Raw genomic sequence first — 15,972 nt, 5'->3', positions numbered from 1 at the left:
AACACTACGTTCAGAGTCGTGGCAGTGCAGTGAAGAACATGTGAAAAATTTGCGAGGTCCGGCGTGTTTTAACTAAAACGGCTATTTGATAAACAAACTCAAATACCCGTTTTGTTTGTTTTAAACACTTAACAACAACGCCGGGCAAGGCGAAGCTGCGAACATTGGACAACGTCGTCGCGCCGCCCCTTGCAGCCCTGACATCAGCCCTGGAGTCATTGAACCGGATGGACCTCAAGCAAAGCCTCGCCAATCGGATTGTGATTGTGTTCGCCCTGATGAGCGCGGTGGTGGCCGGTGTCTTCGCGATGGGCATTGTGGCCACGGTGCATGTCGTCGAGCACAAGTTGACCATGACCGCCCTCAGCGGTGGACTGCGCCGCCTGTTGGCGATGGACGACATCAATCAATGGCGCCACGAGCCGGAAAAGAGCGAACTGTTTTTTTTCGAAAACGGTCCAGGCCCAATGGCGCTGACGCCGCAACTGGCAGCACTGCCCGTAGGGTTTCAGGAGATCTCGTTCAACGGTGATGATTTCTACGCGATGGTCGAGGCGGTCGGTGGACGCAAGTATGTGCTGCTGCGCAATCAGGAAAGCTTCGAGCAGCGCGAGCACTTGCTGTTCGTGGTGGTGATTGTCGGGTTCATCCTCAGCGTCATGCTGGCGGTCGCGCTCGGCAGGCTGCTGGCGCGGCAGGTCATGGCGCCGGTGATTCGCCTGGCAGGGCAGGTGCGGCATCGTGATCAGTTGATCGCGTTGGCGCCGGCCCTGCATCCGGACTACGCCGATGATGAAGTAGGAGAGCTGGCGCTGTCTTTTGACCAGACACTCGGCCGGTTACGCGAAACCCTGAATCGCGAAAAGCTCTTCACCAGTGATGTCAGCCACGAACTGCGCACGCCGTTGATGGTTCTGGCCAGCTCCTGCGAGCTGTTACTGGCCAACCCTTCGCTGGATCCGCGTTCCACCCAGCAGGTCACACGCATCGCCCGGGCCAGCGCTGAAATGCGCCAACTGGTCGAAACTTTCTTGATGCTGGCGCGCAAGCCGGAAGAGCTTGGCACCGAATCCACTTGCACACTCAAATCGATCGCCGACGCCCAGGTGGAAATCTGGGGACGACTGATTCGTGAAAAGGGCTTGGAATTCATCTACGAGCCGCAACTGGCGGGCACTGCGCGTTATGACCTGACGTTCTTGCAGTCGGTGATGGGCAATCTGCTGCGTAACGCCTGGCACTACACCGATCAGGGCTTTGTCCGCTTGACCCTGCTCAAGGACAGCTTCGTGGTCGAGGACAGCGGCATCGGTATTCCGGAAGAGAAACGTCACGCGATGTTCCAGCCATTCGTGCGCGGTGACGAGCAGCGCGGTGAAGGCCTTGGGCTGGGGTTGTCGCTGGTGCAGCGAATCTGTAGCCATCAGCGCTGGCAGGTTCAGTTGGTGACTCGCGAACCGAACGGCTGCCGTTTCACCGTCACGCTGTTGGCGGCTCAGGAGGCCGAAGGGCAGACGCGAGAATTGCCCGCCGCCTGATTGATCAGGGCAGCCAGGCGTTTGACGTTGTTCTGTTGCGCGGCCACCAGGTCGTCGATGCTCGGGCCGGACGCTGTTTGCAAGGTTGAATGGCAGGTCAGCAGCGCATTGTCCGCCGCACCGCTGGGGCGCAGGCGCCATTTGACGTCGATCAGCCCGTACTGGCCGGGGATCGAATCAAACCGTTGCACATCGATGCGCACCGAGACATTGCCGCGACTGCCGGTATTGCTCAGTTGATCGTTCAAGGCACTGCGCAACTCATCCGCCAGACTCGCCCCCCACCACTGGGTTTCCAGAATCGCCAGGCCATTGTTGCCCTGACGGATGACGATTTGCGGACGATCGACTTGCGGCGGCACGCTGATCGCCTCGATCGGAATCTGCATGCCGGCCCGGGATTGCGGCAGTTGCACCGGGGTCAGGGTGTGAAAGTTGATCGGCTCGCTGCGGCAGGCGCCAAGTAGCATGAACGCAGCGAGCACGGTGATCTTCAGCGGTAAAGCCATGGGGGAGCTCCTGTGCTCAATTGCGTGGCGGTCCTTTCAGATCCAGCGGCGCGGCGTTGTCGGGGCGACCGCGAATCAGCGATTCCGGATGGCGACCGAGATAATCCGACAGCTCACGCAGCGAACGCGACATGCGCCCGAGTTCGTCGAGGGTCTCGGTGAGCTTTTCGCGCTGCGGCGAATCTTCGGCCAGGGTCGAACTGGCGGACTGCAAGGTCTTGCTGACGTCGGCCAGCGTGGTCTGCACGCTCGGCAGGGTTTTCGCGTTGAACTGGGTCAGGCCCTTGCGCAGCTCGACGAGGTTGCTGTCGAGGTTGCCGGCAATTCGTTCGACCGGCAGTTTGTTGAGCTTGTCGACCACGGCTTCGAGTTTTTCCTGCAACTGTTCGAGGCTGCCGGGCACGGTTGGCAAGACCACCGGACGGAGCGTCGCGTCGAACGCAACTTTCTCGGCTTTCGGGAAGAAATCCAGCGCGATGTACAGTTGCCCGGTCAGCAGGTTGCCGCTGCGGGCCTGGGCGCGCAGACCGTTGTCGACGAAGGTGCCGAGCAAACGAATGCCGGCGGCTTCGTCGTCGGGGTCGTGCTTGAATTCGGTGAGCATTTTTTTGTAGGCCTGACCGAGGCGCTGCGGGTAAATGACGATGCCGACGTTCAGCGGGAAGCTGCGTTTTTTCGCATCGAAATCCAGGTTGATGCCCACGACCCGGCCGATCTCCATGCCGAGGAATTCGACCGGCGCATCGACCTTGAGCCCGCGCAGCGACTGGTCAAAACGCAGCACCATGTATTGCGCCTTGCCGTTGGGCGGGGCGAGGGCGGTCTGCTGATCGGCGAACAGTTCGAAATCCTTGTCGTCGGCGGCGGCAACGTCGTTGGGGCTGTAATCCGGGGCGCGGAAGGCAATGCCGCCGACCAGCATGGTCGATAGCGATTCGGTTTTCACCGCAAAGCCGTTGGCGCCGACATTGATGTCGATGCCGCTGGCGTTCCAGAACCGGGTGTTTTCGGTAACGAACGCGTCGTTCGGCGAATGGATGAACACCTCGATGTCCACGCCTTTGCCCTCGGGATTGAGGGTGTAGGTCACCACCTGACCGACCGGGATCTTGCGGTAGTAGACCGGCGAACCAATGTCCAGCGAGCCGAGATCCGGCGCATGCAGCATGAAGCGCTTGCCCGGTTCGCCGTAAGTGATCGGCGGCGGATTCTCCAGGCCCTTGAAGTGTTTGGCGCGGCTGTCGGACTGGCCGATGTCGGCGCCGATGTAGTCGCCGGAGAGCAGGGTGTCGATGCCCGACACACCACCAGCGCCGATGCGCGGGCGCACGACCCAGAAGTGTGAGTCTTCGCGGGTAAAGGTTTCGGCCTGCTTGGCCAGTTTGATCGTGGCGTCGACGCTCTTCTGATCGCCGCTCAACTCGACGTCAGTCACCTGGCCGATCACCACGTTGCGGTATTTGACCTCGGTCTTGTTGGCGGTCAGGCCGCTGCCGGTCTTGAAGTTGACGACGATGGTCGGGCCTTCCTGCAGCAGGTTGTGCACCACCAGCGAAATACCGACCAGCACCGCGACGATCGGCACGATCCACACCAGTGAAATACTGAAGCGTCGCGTCTTGATCGGCGCTTGGCCCGGTGCTCGTGGCTCATCGGCGTCTGACGACTTCATCCATGTCCTCCTCGGTTTTGTGGATGCTGAGCGTCAGGAACGCAAAAGCACCTCATCAATATAGAAGTGCTTGGCGATAGAGCAAATTCACGGGATTACGTGGATTTGTGTAGGAGCTGCCGCAGGCTGCGATCTTTTGACCTTAAAAATCACGATCAAAAGATCGCAGCCTGCGGCAGCTCCTACAGGGGGGAGTGTTCAGCCTAAGATTTCGCGCAGGCGGTACCAGAACATGCCCAGTGCCAGCAGCGGCGAACGCAGGGCCGGGCCCCCGGGGAAGGTCATGTGCGGCACGGCGCTGAACACGTCCATGCCCTGACTGTGGCCGGCGTGAATCGCTTCGCCCAGTAGCTTGGCGCACCAGTGCGTGACGTTGAGGCCGTGACCGGAATAACCCTGAGCGTAAAACACGTTGGGCTGCTGCTTGAGTCGGCCAACCTGCGGGAAACGGTTGGCGGTGATGCCGATCTTGCCGCCCCATTGATAGTCGATGCGCACGTCCGACAATTGCGGGAAGACCTTGAGCATCTTCGGCCGCATGTAGGCGGCGATGTCTGCCGGGTCGCGGCCGGAATAGTGGCAGGCTCCGCCAAACAGCAGGCGCCGATCCGCCGAGAGCCGGTAGTAATCGAGTCCGACTTTCTGGTCGCACAACGCGAGGTTGTGCGGGATCAGTTGCGCGGCGCGAGCCTCGGACAGCGGTTCGGTGGCGATGATGTAACTGCCGGCGGGCAGGACCTTGCCGCTGAGTTGCTGTTCGAGTTCATCCAGGTGTGCGTTGCAACCGAGTACCAGACTGCCAGCGCGGACGCTGCCGGTGGCGCAGCGCACTTCAACGGTTTCGCCATGAATGATCTGCAGCACCGGGCTCTGCTCGAAGATCCGTACCCCGAGGGACGCTGCCAGGCGCGCTTCGCCTTGCACCAGATCCAGCGGGTGCAGATGACCGGAACCCATGTCGATCAGACCACCGGCGTAACCGTCGGCGTTGACCACTTGCTGGCGGATCTGCTCCGGGCCGACCAGCCGGGTCTGGTGTTGATAACCGAGTTCGTCGAGGCTGACCTGTTCGTCCTTGAACGCCGCGAATTGCGCCGGAGTGTTGGCCAGCTCGCAGAAGCCCCAGCGCAGGTCGCACTCGATGGCGTTCTCGGTGATGCGCTGGCGCACCAGTTCCACCGAGTCGATGCCGGCGCGTTGCAGATACCGTACGCCTTCGTTGCCGACGTAACGGGCAAAGCCTTCGACTTCGTGACCGATGCCACGAATCAACTGACCGCCGTTGCGCCCGCTGGCGCCCCAGCCAATGCGTCGGGCTTCAATCAACACCACCGACAGCCCGCGTTGCGCCAGTTCGATCGCGGTGTTGACCCCGGTGAACCCGCCACCGATCACGCAGACATCGACGCTGAGGTCAGCGTCGAGTGCCGGCCAGGGCGTGCTGGCCCGGGCCGAAGCGGCGTAATAGGAGCGGGCGTGTTCTTGCGTGTACTGATTCATTTGTTCGACTTCACTTTGCTCCAGGACCGGGTCATCAGACGCATGATCGACTGGGGCGGGGTAGAGGAGATGTAGAGCTTGTCCAGCACCGCCTGGGACGGGTAGACCTCAGGATTGTTCACCAGCGCCTGATCCATGTACTGCTTGGCGGCCGGGTTCGGGTTGGCGTAACCGACCGAAGCGCTGACCTTGGCGATCACTTGCGGATCGAGCAGGTAATTGATGAAAGCGTGGGCTTCCTTGGTGTTGCTGGCGTCGGCCGGGATTGCCAGCAGGTCGAACCACAGGTTGGCGCCTTCTTTTGGAATGGCGTAGGCGATATTCACCCCGTTCTTGGCTTCCTTGGCGCGGTTGGCCGCCTGGAACACGTCACCGGAGTAACCGAAGGCTACGCAGATGTCGCCATTGGCCAGGTCGGAAACGTATTTCGAGGAATGGAAGTAGGTGATGTACGGGCGGATGCTCAGCAGTTTCGCTTCAGCCTTTTTATAGTCTTCCGGGTTTTCGCTGCGTGGGTCCATGCCCATGTAGTTGAGGATCGCCGGAAACACTTCGTCCGCCGAGTCCATCATCGACACGCCGCACTGGCTGAGTTTCTTCAGGTTTTCCGGTTCGAACAGCACGGCCCAGGAATCGATGTGATCGATGCCCAGCACTTGCTTGACCTTGTCGACGTTGTAGCCGATACCGTTGGTGCCCCACAGGTACGGCACCGAGTGCTGGTTGCCCGGGTCGTTCTTTTCGAGCAATTCGAGCAACTTGGGATCGAGATTTTTCCAGTTCGGTAACTGCTCGCGATCGAGTTTGAGGAATGCCCCGGCCTTCACCTGACGCGCGAGAAAGTGGTTGGATGGCACCACCACGTCGTAGCCGGTGCGGCCCGCGAGCAGCTTGCCTTCCAGGGTTTCGTTGGAGTCGAACACGTCGTAGATCACCTTGATCCCGGTCTTGGCCTGGAAGTCGGCGAGGGTGGTTTCACCGATGTAGTCGGTCCAGTTGTAGACGCTGACCTGTGGCTGGGCCAGGGCGGCGGTGCTGCACAACAGCGCCAGCGCGGCGGGAACCATGGATTTCAATAGACGCATATCGACACCTCTTGGAGTTATTGGAGTTTTTCGGGTGAGCACGGCCCCTTGTGGGAGCTGGCTTGCCAGCGATAGCGGTGGGTCAGTCGATAGTGATGTCGACTGTGCCGACGTAATCGCTGGCAAGCCAGCTCCCACAGGGTTTGTGGTTGTTGGTCAGACGCTCAGCAGCAGGAACTCGCGCTCCCACGAACTGATCACGCGCTTGAAGTTTTCATGCTCGGCGCGTTTGACCGCGACGTAGCCGCGCACGAACTTGCTACCCAGGTAGCGCGCAACGGTGTCGCACTCTTCCATTTGCGTCAGCGCGTCTTCGATGGTGATCGGCAGGCGCAGGTTGCGGCGTTCGTAGGCGCGGCCTTCGACGGCGGCACTCGGCTCGATGCCTTCGACCATGCCGATGTAGCCACACAGCAGGCTCGCGGCGATCGCCAGGTACGGGTTGGCATCGGCGCCCGGCAGGCGGTTTTCCACGCGCATGGCTTCCGGCCCGGAGGTCGGCACACGCAGGCCGACGGTGCGGTTTTCTTCGCCCCACTCGACGTTGACCGGTGCCGAGGTGTCCGGCAGGAAGCGGCGGAACGAGTTGACGTTGGGCGCGAACATCGGCAGCACTTTCGGGATGTACTTCTGCAGGCCGCCGATGTGATGGCGGAACAGCTCGCTCATCGTGCCGTCGGCATCGGCGAAGATCGGCTTGCTGGTGGCGATTTCCACGACGCTCTGGTGCAGGTGCATGGCGCTGCCAGGTTCGTCGCCAATCGGTTTGGCCATGAACGTGGCGGTGACGTTGTGCTTGAGCGCCGCTTCGCGCAGGGTGCGTTTGAACACGGTGATCTGGTCGGCCAGATCCAGAGCGTCGCCGTGCCGGAAGTTGATTTCCATCTGCGCCGGACCGTCTTCGTGGATCAGCGTGTCCAGATCCAGACCTTGCAGCTCGCACCAGTCGTAGACGTCTTCGAACAGCGGATCGAACTCGTTGGCGGCATCGATCGAGAACGACTGCCGACCGCTTTCGGCACGGCCCGAACGGCCCAGTGGTGCCTTGAGCGGCAGGTCCGGGTCTTCGCAGCGCTGGGTCAGGTAGAACTCCATTTCCGGCGCCACGATCGGCTTCCAGCCCTTGTCGGTGTACAGCTGCAGGACTTTCTTCAGCACGTTGCGCGGCGACAGTTCGATCGGGTTGCCGAACTTGTCGAAGGTGTCGTGGATGACGATGGCGGTCGGTTCGATTGCCCATGGAATCACATACACGGCGTCGCTCACCGGTTTGCAGACCATGTCGATGTCGGCCGGGTCGAGCAGGTCGTAGTAGATGTCGTCGTCGACAAAATCCCCGGTTACCGTTTGCAGCAGCACACTTTCCGGCAGGCGCATGCCTCGCTCATGCAGGAACTTGTTGGTCGGTGCGATCTTGCCGCGGGCGATGCCGGTCAGGTCGCTGACCACACATTCAACTTCGGTAATCTTGTGATCTTTCAGCCACGTGAACAGCTGATCGAAAGGGGCATTCATAAAGACCTCGTTATTGGTTTTATAGACGCCGGGGAGGGCGGGTTTCATCTTCCGCCCCTTCCCCTGTGGCGCGTTGACGACTATCTTGGGCGTGCCTTGCCGTTCCATCTATCCACTTTAAGCAGCACCAAAGCGCACCAAAAGAGTGCGCAAGGTCTCCCATGACAACGTGTAATCCGCTACAGGTTCAGGCTTTCAATACCGCTGATGTCAGCGAACAGATCCGCGCCACGCCGGGTTGGGTTCAGCATTACCAGCAGATGTCTCCCGGGCATTTCGCCGGGCAGATTCGCTATCTGGACCTGGAGGGTGTGCAGGTCTACGAAGAACAGATGAACACTCGCGTCGAGCAGACGTTCAGCGCGCCATCGGGGGCCTTGGCCTTCTGTTTCGATCGCAGCGACAACGCGCTGTATCTGCTCAACGAAGACAGCCGCAACATCTGGATCACCCCGGAGAACTACCAGGAAATTGCCGTGGTGTTCGGCCCGGAATTCGTCCGTCAGCATGGTCTGGAGGTGGCGAGACTCGAAGGATTGTTCATGGCGCCGCTTAACTGCGGGCAGAACGCCTTGTTCAGTCGCTGGTTAAGCTCAACGCTCACGAAGTTGTCGCAAGCTGTTGATCCATTTGATAAAGACTCACTGACTCAGCAGTTACTCGAAGACTGCCTGTTTATCCTCGACAACGCACACACCCGTCTTGATCGCAGCGGATTACAGCGGCGTAGCGAAGAACGCACGATCATGAAGCGAGTAGGGGAGTGGGCAGCGGATTCGCCGGAAGACACCGTCAATCTGCTCGAACTGTCGAAGGTCGCAGGGGTGCCGTTGCGGCAATTGCAGCAGGCGTTCAAGGCCTATACCGGGATGACCCCGAGTCACTGGCTGCGCCTGCGCCGACTGAACAGTGCACACCGCGAATTGCTCAAGCGCCGGCCCACGGAAACCACCGTGGCCGAGGTGGCGATGCAGTGGTCATTCTGGCATCTGGGGCGGTTTTCCAGCAGTTATCGGGCGCTGTTCAAAGAGCTGCCGAGTGAAACACTCAAGCGCTCGGACAAATCAAACGCACTGCGTTGAGTATTTTCTGATGAATTTGTAATCGTTGCCTGTCAGGCAATTCCGACATGTGTAGCGCAATGTTTCATACAAGCCATCATTCTTTGTAAAACGCAGTGTAATCAGCCATTTGCGCTGTGTTTAACGATTCATTCCAATGCTTTGAGTCAAGCAAAAACGTCATCTAGCTTTCTGCGGGTCGGTGCAACGGTTGCATCGGCCTTCATGAATAGAGGCAATCAAGATGGCTGTTCCACTGAAAGACTCGGAAAGCAGTAACAACCTCCCGCAGGCGGTACTTCACCTTATCTCCGGACAATACCCGGGCGTTGCGCGCGACGCCGGATTGTTGACCAGAGAAGACGTGATCAAGATCAAGCAGTACGTGAAAAAAGGCCTGTCACTGCCCAGTGAATTGCCGGAAGTCGAGTCGTATCTGAAGTACAAGACGATCAACGTAGCGGGGCTCGAGCCGGCCGACATTCAGGTGTTGTTCAAAAAGATCCGCATTCATGCCTCGAGTTGGGATGCGGTTGAAAGCAAGATCATTCAGCAAAGTATCGATCTTTCCTCGGCGGCGAAAAACATCGTCAGCAGTGGCGGGGAAATCATTTCGGTGATCAAGGAAATGCCCATCATGGATCGGGTCAGGGCTACGCTGGGGCGAATGACCGGCAATGATCTGGCCGGTATTACTTACACCTCGGACGATGGTGAAGTGGCCTCGGCGGTGACTGAAATCATCAAGTTGATGAAGATCGATGTTCAACGCCAGCAAGGCGCCACGCGGGAACTCAAGGATCGCATTTCCAACTTCAAGATCGAGCTCTCGGGTGGCGATTTGTCGAGCGGCAAGCGGGTGTTCGGTTTGCAGTCGGAAGTGAAGGGCAAGTACGACCTGATGGAGCGCAACAACCTGGTCGAGTCGATCGCCAGTACCAGGCAGACCATCAAGGAGAAGAAAGAACGAATCACCCAGCTGGACAAGGATTACGACTATTACGTCGGTATGTCTTTTTCTGGTGGACTGCCGATTTTCTGGCCGATTTCCGGTTCGATCTTCGGCCCCAAGGCCGAGACTGCGCGCAAGGAGCGCAACGCACTGAAGGCTGAGGTCGATGCGTTACAAGAAAGTGTCAGCGGCAAGGAAAGCCTGCAAAGCGCAATTGAAAGCTCGATGTCGAATTTCGGCGACATCGGTATCCGCATGGCGGGCGCAGAGGCGGCGCTGAACATCCTCAATACCATGTGGCAAACCATGCTCAGCAAAATCGATTCGTCGGCGCAGCAATTCGAACGCATCAACGATGCCCAGCGCCTGACCACGTTTGTTGCCGAGTTCGCGCTGGTGATCGACCCGTGGCGTGACGTGAAGAGCACCGCCGGTGAGTTGGTGGTTACCTTCAATGAAGCGCTGGACGAATACAAAAAATCGTTCAACTGATTACTTATCTGCTGTGAGGATTATTGCCATGAACGGCGTGACACCTATCAATACCCCGCATTTCCCGACGGTCGACGTTAAGAACATTGTGCAGACCATTCGCGATATCTCGACGCTGGCGCGTTTTCGCAACGTTCGGTCCGAAGTTTTACAAGAGCGCGCGCAGCAAGTCGCCGCTTACCTGAACAACACTGATCAATCATTACGCGAAGCTTTTCCGATCCTGCTTACTGCGCTGAGTAATGCATCCGGCGACAGCTATTTCGCTGCGCTGGATGAATTGCGCGATGCCTTGAGCCGCGACGATCTGACTGACGAAGATCGCAGCCTGGTCAACGGCGAAATGCGCAACCTGAAAAGTAATGTCGAAGCGATGCTCGAACGTGTCGAGGCGCGATTTGCCGAGTGTGCGCAGCGTCTGGAACAGGATGTGCGCAGTGTCTACAACGTCGAAATAGGCGAGCGAGCCAATGAACCACTCAATGTCGCCAAGGAGCGCAAAGCGCGGATCCTGACGCATCTGAATGAGCACAGCCATAACAAGGCAACGTGCGTTGAGCAGCGCGACACCTTGATCAAGGCCCAGGATGTAATTCGCGAATTCAACCTGGCGGACATGTACAAGAACTACATTCCGACGAACAAGGAACTCGACAGCCTCGACATGGAAAACCCGAAGAAGGAAGCGGTGAAGCAGGGCATTGAACTGGTGCGCAAGGTCTTGGGCGTAGTGTCGGACGGCATCAAGTACAGCGAACTGGCGAAGTCACGCGATCATCTGGACAAGGAGATCCAGAGCATTTCCCAAGCAATGGACGCGCTTAACACCGATCTGCAAGTGGCTGAAGATGTGCTGGCGGATGCCAACGCGATCGTCGAAATCAGCCGCCGCCGCAGGGTGGCCGGTGAGGAAATTATGACAGTGGCTAATATCTGGAGAGGTTTTGCCGTGGCACTTGAACGACTCACGGAGACGGATTACGTGCCGGGGGATCTGTCTTTGATGGTCAAGCGGTATCGTGATCATCTGCAGTCATTGAGCGCTAACTACAACGCGATGATGATCAGTTAAGGACGGGGCGCGATTAATCGAGTGATTGATCGCGCTTGTTGCAAAATTCGGCGATTGAGATGCTATCGTCTTTTAACTCCACTAAATAGCCGTTTAGTAGAGCTATCAGTGAATTGGCCTGCAAATCAACGGAGCAGACGATGAATCGAGGCAAGACAGATGTCAGGGACGTGATTGCCAGGCTGGACCTGCAGCCTCATGTAGAAGGTGGCTATTTCCGCCGGACTTTTCAAGCTGATCAACGCGCCATGTTGCAAACCGCCGGTGGCCCACGTTATCTGATGACTTCGATCTATTACTTGCTGACTGAAGATTCGCCGGTGGGCCAGTTTCATTTCAATCAATCGGACATTCTGCATTTCTACCATCTGGGCGATCCCATCGAGTACAGCATGATCCACGCTGACGGCTCGCTGGAAACGCTGGTAATGGGCAACGACATTCTGGCGGGACAACATCTGCAAATGCACGTGCCTGGCGGAATCTGGAAAGCTTCGCGACTACTGAATGGAGAACATGGATTTGGTTTGATCAGTGAAGCCGTGTCGCCGGGATTTGATTTTGCGGACATGGAGATGGGTGATCGGCGGCAACTGATTGCGCGATTTCCACAGCATCGGATGCTGATTAAGAAGCTCACGCGGGATGGTGATTGAGCTTAGGAATTCAAAGCAATGTGAAGGCCTTGAGCGAGAGGTTTCAGAATGAGGTTGGCTGCATAACTAACTTATAGAAAGACATCTCAGGTCGCCCTTATTAATTTCAGTGCTTTAGCTGATTTTCGTGTCAACCGACGTTAACTGGTTCTAGGGATTAGTTAAAATTCCTATAACTGAGCTCTAGAAAAAAATCGCCTCTCAACTAAAGTGTAGAAACAGAAGCGCTACTATCGAGGTAGCCATGAAGCAAAACGTTTCGGCTAAGTCCAGTGCGCGAGAGCTCGTGCACAAGGCCTACCGTGCTCGTGGGCACAGGTTCAACAATTTATGGCTTGTCTATAGTCCGAAAACCGATAGAGACTGGCTTCTTAATTCTGATTTGCAATATATATATTGGCTTCGCTTTCTCGAGTCTGAAAGCGCTGTTGCTGGGTTTGAAATATTAGAGCGGCAGCCAGAGACTCCAGACTTTTTTGTCCACTATCGTGACGGTTCATCAGAAGTACATTTCGTCAAGAGCAGCAATATTGACCTTCCAGAGTTATATCCCGTTGATGGAAACTATTTTCCTTGTAAAAGCTTTGACTATGAAAGAATCGATGCGGTTGCGATTGAGGCTCTTCGTTGGGCCAAACCTTTGGGATTTGCCGCAAGCATCAGAGGTGAAGAATACATAAGCCTTATGAACGCTGTTGCGCATTATTTTCATAGAGCTCGAATTGGAACAGTAGGGGACGTGGTTTCTCATCTTGGGGAGTATGATCGGACTGAGGTAGTAGGCGTAATTGTTCGTCAGCATGCCAAGGGCTTGATTAGGATCTCATTAGAAATTCACCCTTTCAGTTTGAATACCGTATGGGAATCAGTCGCGTGAAAGTTTTGCTTAGATTGGACCTCGTCAATGATCCCATTGATAGTTGGCCATGCCTTGATTCGGATGCGCTGAAAACAGCTGATAGGGAAATATACAAGCAAAGGTGTATTGCTGTAAAAATGCTACTAGAGGGAAGGCCCTTGTGTGAAATTCAAGAGAAATGCAGCATAAAAAAATCAAGCATCTATTATTTTCTAAATAGATGCAAAGCATTAGGAAGTGACGGGCAAATGCTAGGGTTTAGGGCTCTATTGCCTAGAAGACATCTTGTCCCATATATAAGAACTAAAAGTGAATCACATAAGCTTCCTGAGGCTCAAGGAGGATGTTCTGGGTTGTTTACGGCGTTACTTGGTAGATTTCCTGATATTGAGCAGGAGTTACTTCGAAGAATCAGGAAAGAGCAATCCAGAAGCATTATTCATGAGCATAAAATTCGGCCAAAAACGTTACACGGAATATTCATTTCGCTACTCAGGGAGAAAGGGGTTAGTGATAGGGAATGGCCATTCAATACAAAGTGGCAAGGTCGTACAACTATTTCTAAATATATGCGAACAATTTTGCTCGCCGAGCCTGCCTCAACGGCCGTAAAGCGAGGTGAAGATGAAGCACGAAACAATATACATCTTGGAAGAAAGAGTAAGTCGCTAATCAGATGTGAGCAACCATATGAGATTTTTGAAGTCGACGCTCATCATATTGACTGTCATGCAACAGTTTCTTTCTCAACCCCTAATGGCACGAAAACAAAGATCCTGATTAAGCGAATGTGGATAATTGCTCTTCTGTGCCGCGCATCTAGTGCAATTATTGCGTGCAGGGTTGTCTATCGTAGCGAGGTCGGTGCTGACGATGTTGTGGCGCTTCTACGTGAGGCAATAAACCCCGAACATACGCGGCCACATGCTGTCATTGAGGGACTAATTTATCCAAAGCATGGCGGGTTGCCAAAAGAGGTTATACCTGAATGTAAAGGCGCTTTGTGGTCCGCCATTATGTTTGATGGGGCGCTGGCGCATTTGGCAATAAAGGTAAGAGAGCGGGCAAGGAAGGGACTTGGGTTTTCTATTAACTGGGGCTCCCCTGGTGTGCCTGCAAGGCGATCTCGAATTGAACATTTTTTTAATATCATTTCAAAAGAATTATTTCAGAGGCTTATGTCAACCACTGGCAGTTCACCGTCGAAAGGTAGGGCAAGGCACGGTGCAGAGCTTGCTATAACTTATGATATTACGGCTGAAGAGATTGAACACTTATTGAGTGTATGTATTGCCACGCACAATGCGACGCCATCTGAGGCACTTTTTTATATATCTCCGCTGGATTTTATACGGCAAAAAATTGAGTTAGCAGGCGGGGACTTTTTGTTTAGATATATGCCATCCTGCAAGTATTCGGACGGCAGAGAGCCGTTCTGTGACGAAAAAATTGTTACCGTTCGCGGAGATATTAAAAAAGGAAAAATGCCTTATATTCAATACCAAAGTGTGAGATACACCAACTCAATACTACGGGATTCAGCAGATCTAATCGGCAAGAAGATCAAGATCACGATTGATGAGAGTGATTTGCGGCAGGTTAGGGCTTTTACACTGAATGGCTACCCGTTAGATATTTTGCTTGCTATTGGCAAGTGGTCTTATACAAAACATGATCTCAGAACACGTAAGGCTATCCTGTCGCTGCTATCACAGCGTACGGTATTTATAAACTCACAACAGGACCCTATACAAGTCTATCTTAGCTATCTTTCGACCAAGATAGCTAAGGGGAAAAGAAAGCCAGCGATATCTACCTCGCAAGCCACAGAAGCTAAGCGGGTTTCTATTGAGGCTGATTTGGAGCTGATTATAGGAGAGGCGAAAATTGCCAATGATGTATTGATGGAGGTTTCCCAGCCCACTAAGCCAGAGGGGGCGAAAAGCATATTAAACAAACCACTGCCGAATCTTGCAACGATTCTGAAGGGAGGAGGGTGATGCTTGACCTGAATAGCTTCGACGTCCGAGAGAAAATTTTGGACTCGCATCCAATCATAAAGGGCAAGGCGCTAATCCTCACGCCTATGATCGCAGACGCTTACAAAAAAATCAGAGAGAAGGTCTGGTTGCGTCATTCGGGATTGTTTTTATATGCTCAGCCTCGCATGGGGAAAACCAGTTGCCTAACTGCCGTTCAGAAGATGTTGAATTACGAATATCCCGAAAAATACACATCTCAAATTGAAGCCGATGGAACAAAGTCTGCCAATTTTATGAAGGACTTAGTCAAGGCCGCACACATATACCATAAGAGCAGGGAGCTATACCCAGAGCTTTTGGAGAGATACCTTGGACATGTTGAGGCTCAGTTAGCTGCAGTCGATGGCGATCATTTTGTCTTGTTAGTTGATGAAATGCAGAATATTAGCAGAGATCATTATGGCATCCTGCTTACCATTCATAACCGGCTAAGACAACGCAAAATAAGCATGACCACCGTGGGGTTCGCACAACCGCAAATACTTAATAGGAGAAGTGCTTTATTTGTCGGGGAAGCAACCAATCTAATAGCTCGTTTTCTTAGCGAGCCAGTGCCATTCCCCGGGTGCGTCGGCAAAGACGATTTAAGAGGAATTCTCAAAAGCTTCGACCAGGAATCGGAGTTTCCTGAGGGCACCGGTTGGTCTTACACTCGATTCTTTTTTCCTTCCGCTTTCGCGGTTGGGTTTAAGCTTGAGTTTTATATAGAGCTAATCTGGAGTGCTTTGACCGAAATTGACCGGGCCGGCGTCAGCCACTTACCGATTGAGCATGTATTCAGAATTATCGAGCACTTATTGCTAGCTAATAGACGAGATGATAGTGCCAATTTTAAGCTTGATGAGCCTATTGTAAGGGACGCAATTCATTCGAGCGGTGTTCGTCAGTTTGTAGAGTTGATGAAACGTGCGGCTCCCTAGCAGCAGAATTTCACTCAGTCTTGGCGCACGTCGCAAGATGCCATTTGAGTCGTCATTTTCGCTTTTTTTAAAGTTAATGGCCGTTAATGTTATCGACCG

General features: G+C 54.9%; 13 protein-coding genes. 8 read left to right on the top strand and 5 right to left on the bottom strand.

The window, feature by feature from the left end:
* Positions 1-227: 227 nt before the first annotated feature.
* Positions 228-1,538 carry a sensor histidine kinase gene (locus ACIP8I_RS02695; protein WP_400758446.1) on the top strand — a complete coding sequence of 437 codons (1,311 nt, stop codon included), beginning with the start codon at positions 228-230 and terminating at the stop codon, positions 1,536-1,538.
* On the opposite strand, the gene ACIP8I_RS02690 is transcribed toward ACIP8I_RS02695, so the two are convergent.
* From ACIP8I_RS02690 to ACIP8I_RS02670, 5 genes are all read right to left on the bottom strand, one after another.
* Positions 1,496-2,047, bottom strand: coding sequence for a membrane integrity-associated transporter subunit PqiC (locus ACIP8I_RS02690; protein WP_400758444.1), 552 nt, complete (start codon positions 2,045-2,047; stop codon positions 1,496-1,498). The two genes, ACIP8I_RS02695 and ACIP8I_RS02690, sit on opposite strands and share 43 nt — an antisense overlap.
* 16 nt (positions 2,048-2,063) lie before the next feature.
* Positions 2,064-3,719: an intermembrane transport protein PqiB gene (locus ACIP8I_RS02685; protein WP_400758442.1), complete on the bottom strand. Its 1,656-nt coding sequence runs from the start codon at positions 3,717-3,719 to the stop codon at positions 2,064-2,066.
* 198 nt (positions 3,720-3,917) lie between these two features.
* Positions 3,918-5,219, bottom strand: a complete 1,302-nt coding sequence (locus ACIP8I_RS02680; RefSeq protein ID WP_400758440.1) for an NAD(P)/FAD-dependent oxidoreductase — start codon at positions 5,217-5,219, stop codon at positions 3,918-3,920.
* Complete coding sequence (locus tag ACIP8I_RS02675) at positions 5,216-6,304, bottom strand: polyamine ABC transporter substrate-binding protein (protein WP_400758438.1); 1,089 nt, start codon at positions 6,302-6,304, stop codon at positions 5,216-5,218. Before ACIP8I_RS02675 ends, ACIP8I_RS02680 begins: the two co-directional genes overlap by 4 nt.
* A gap of 156 nt (positions 6,305-6,460) precedes the next feature.
* A complete protein-coding gene (locus ACIP8I_RS02670) occupies positions 6,461-7,819 on the bottom strand; it encodes a glutamine synthetase family protein (RefSeq protein ID WP_400758436.1) in 1,359 nt (452 codons plus the stop codon).
* 161 nt (positions 7,820-7,980) lie between these two features.
* On the opposite strand from ACIP8I_RS02670, the gene ACIP8I_RS02665 reads away from it, so the two are divergent.
* The 7 genes from ACIP8I_RS02665 (at position 7,981) to ACIP8I_RS02635 (ending at position 15,873) form a co-directional block, all read left to right on the top strand.
* Positions 7,981-8,901, top strand: coding sequence for a helix-turn-helix domain-containing protein (locus tag ACIP8I_RS02665; protein WP_400758434.1), 921 nt, complete (start codon positions 7,981-7,983; stop codon positions 8,899-8,901).
* 223 nt (positions 8,902-9,124) lie between these two features.
* Positions 9,125-10,324, top strand: coding sequence for an alpha-xenorhabdolysin family binary toxin subunit A (locus ACIP8I_RS02660; RefSeq protein WP_400758432.1), 1,200 nt, complete (start codon positions 9,125-9,127; stop codon positions 10,322-10,324).
* Positions 10,287-11,396: an alpha-xenorhabdolysin family binary toxin subunit B gene (locus ACIP8I_RS02655; RefSeq protein ID WP_400758430.1), complete on the top strand. Its 1,110-nt coding sequence runs from the start codon at positions 10,287-10,289 to the stop codon at positions 11,394-11,396. Before ACIP8I_RS02660 ends, ACIP8I_RS02655 begins: the two co-directional genes overlap by 38 nt.
* Positions 11,397-11,536: 140 nt before the next feature.
* Positions 11,537-12,052: a cupin domain-containing protein gene (locus ACIP8I_RS02650; RefSeq protein ID WP_400758428.1), complete on the top strand. Its 516-nt coding sequence runs from the start codon at positions 11,537-11,539 to the stop codon at positions 12,050-12,052.
* A 244-nt stretch (positions 12,053-12,296) separates the two neighbouring features.
* Positions 12,297-12,929: a hypothetical protein gene (locus ACIP8I_RS02645; protein WP_400758426.1), complete on the top strand. Its 633-nt coding sequence runs from the start codon at positions 12,297-12,299 to the stop codon at positions 12,927-12,929.
* Complete coding sequence (locus ACIP8I_RS02640) at positions 12,926-14,911, top strand: hypothetical protein (protein ID WP_400758424.1); 1,986 nt, start codon at positions 12,926-12,928, stop codon at positions 14,909-14,911. The genes ACIP8I_RS02645 and ACIP8I_RS02640 overlap by 4 nt, the downstream gene beginning before the upstream one ends.
* Positions 14,911-15,873, top strand: coding sequence for an ATP-binding protein (locus ACIP8I_RS02635; RefSeq protein WP_400758422.1), 963 nt, complete (start codon positions 14,911-14,913; stop codon positions 15,871-15,873). The genes ACIP8I_RS02640 and ACIP8I_RS02635 overlap by 1 nt, the downstream gene beginning before the upstream one ends.
* Positions 15,874-15,972 lie beyond the last annotated feature (99 nt).

Origin of the sequence: Pseudomonas sp. NPDC088414, assembly GCF_044753325.1 — a bacterium.
In the GTDB taxonomy this organism is placed as follows: Bacteria; Pseudomonadota; Gammaproteobacteria; order Pseudomonadales; family Pseudomonadaceae; genus Aquipseudomonas.
Note: the sequence above shows the minus strand (reverse complement) of the source record. Positions and strands in the feature narration are given on the sequence as shown.

Coding starts and splice junctions, on each gene's coding strand:
- ACIP8I_RS02695 (WP_400758446.1), top strand. CDS start 228: ATGGACCTCAAGCAAAGCCTCGCCAATCGGATTGTGATTGTGTTCGCC.
- ACIP8I_RS02690 (WP_400758444.1), bottom strand. CDS start 2,047: ATGGCTTTACCGCTGAAGATCACCGTGCTCGCTGCGTTCATGCTACTT.
- ACIP8I_RS02685 (WP_400758442.1), bottom strand. CDS start 3,719: ATGAAGTCGTCAGACGCCGATGAGCCACGAGCACCGGGCCAAGCGCCG.
- ACIP8I_RS02680 (WP_400758440.1), bottom strand. CDS start 5,219: ATGAATCAGTACACGCAAGAACACGCCCGCTCCTATTACGCCGCTTCG.
- ACIP8I_RS02675 (WP_400758438.1), bottom strand. CDS start 6,304: ATGCGTCTATTGAAATCCATGGTTCCCGCCGCGCTGGCGCTGTTGTGC.
- ACIP8I_RS02670 (WP_400758436.1), bottom strand. CDS start 7,819: ATGAATGCCCCTTTCGATCAGCTGTTCACGTGGCTGAAAGATCACAAG.
- ACIP8I_RS02665 (WP_400758434.1), top strand. CDS start 7,981: ATGACAACGTGTAATCCGCTACAGGTTCAGGCTTTCAATACCGCTGAT.
- ACIP8I_RS02660 (WP_400758432.1), top strand. CDS start 9,125: ATGGCTGTTCCACTGAAAGACTCGGAAAGCAGTAACAACCTCCCGCAG.
- ACIP8I_RS02655 (WP_400758430.1), top strand. CDS start 10,287: ATGAAGCGCTGGACGAATACAAAAAATCGTTCAACTGATTACTTATCT.
- ACIP8I_RS02650 (WP_400758428.1), top strand. CDS start 11,537: ATGAATCGAGGCAAGACAGATGTCAGGGACGTGATTGCCAGGCTGGAC.
- ACIP8I_RS02645 (WP_400758426.1), top strand. CDS start 12,297: ATGAAGCAAAACGTTTCGGCTAAGTCCAGTGCGCGAGAGCTCGTGCAC.
- ACIP8I_RS02635 (WP_400758422.1), top strand. CDS start 14,911: ATGCTTGACCTGAATAGCTTCGACGTCCGAGAGAAAATTTTGGACTCG.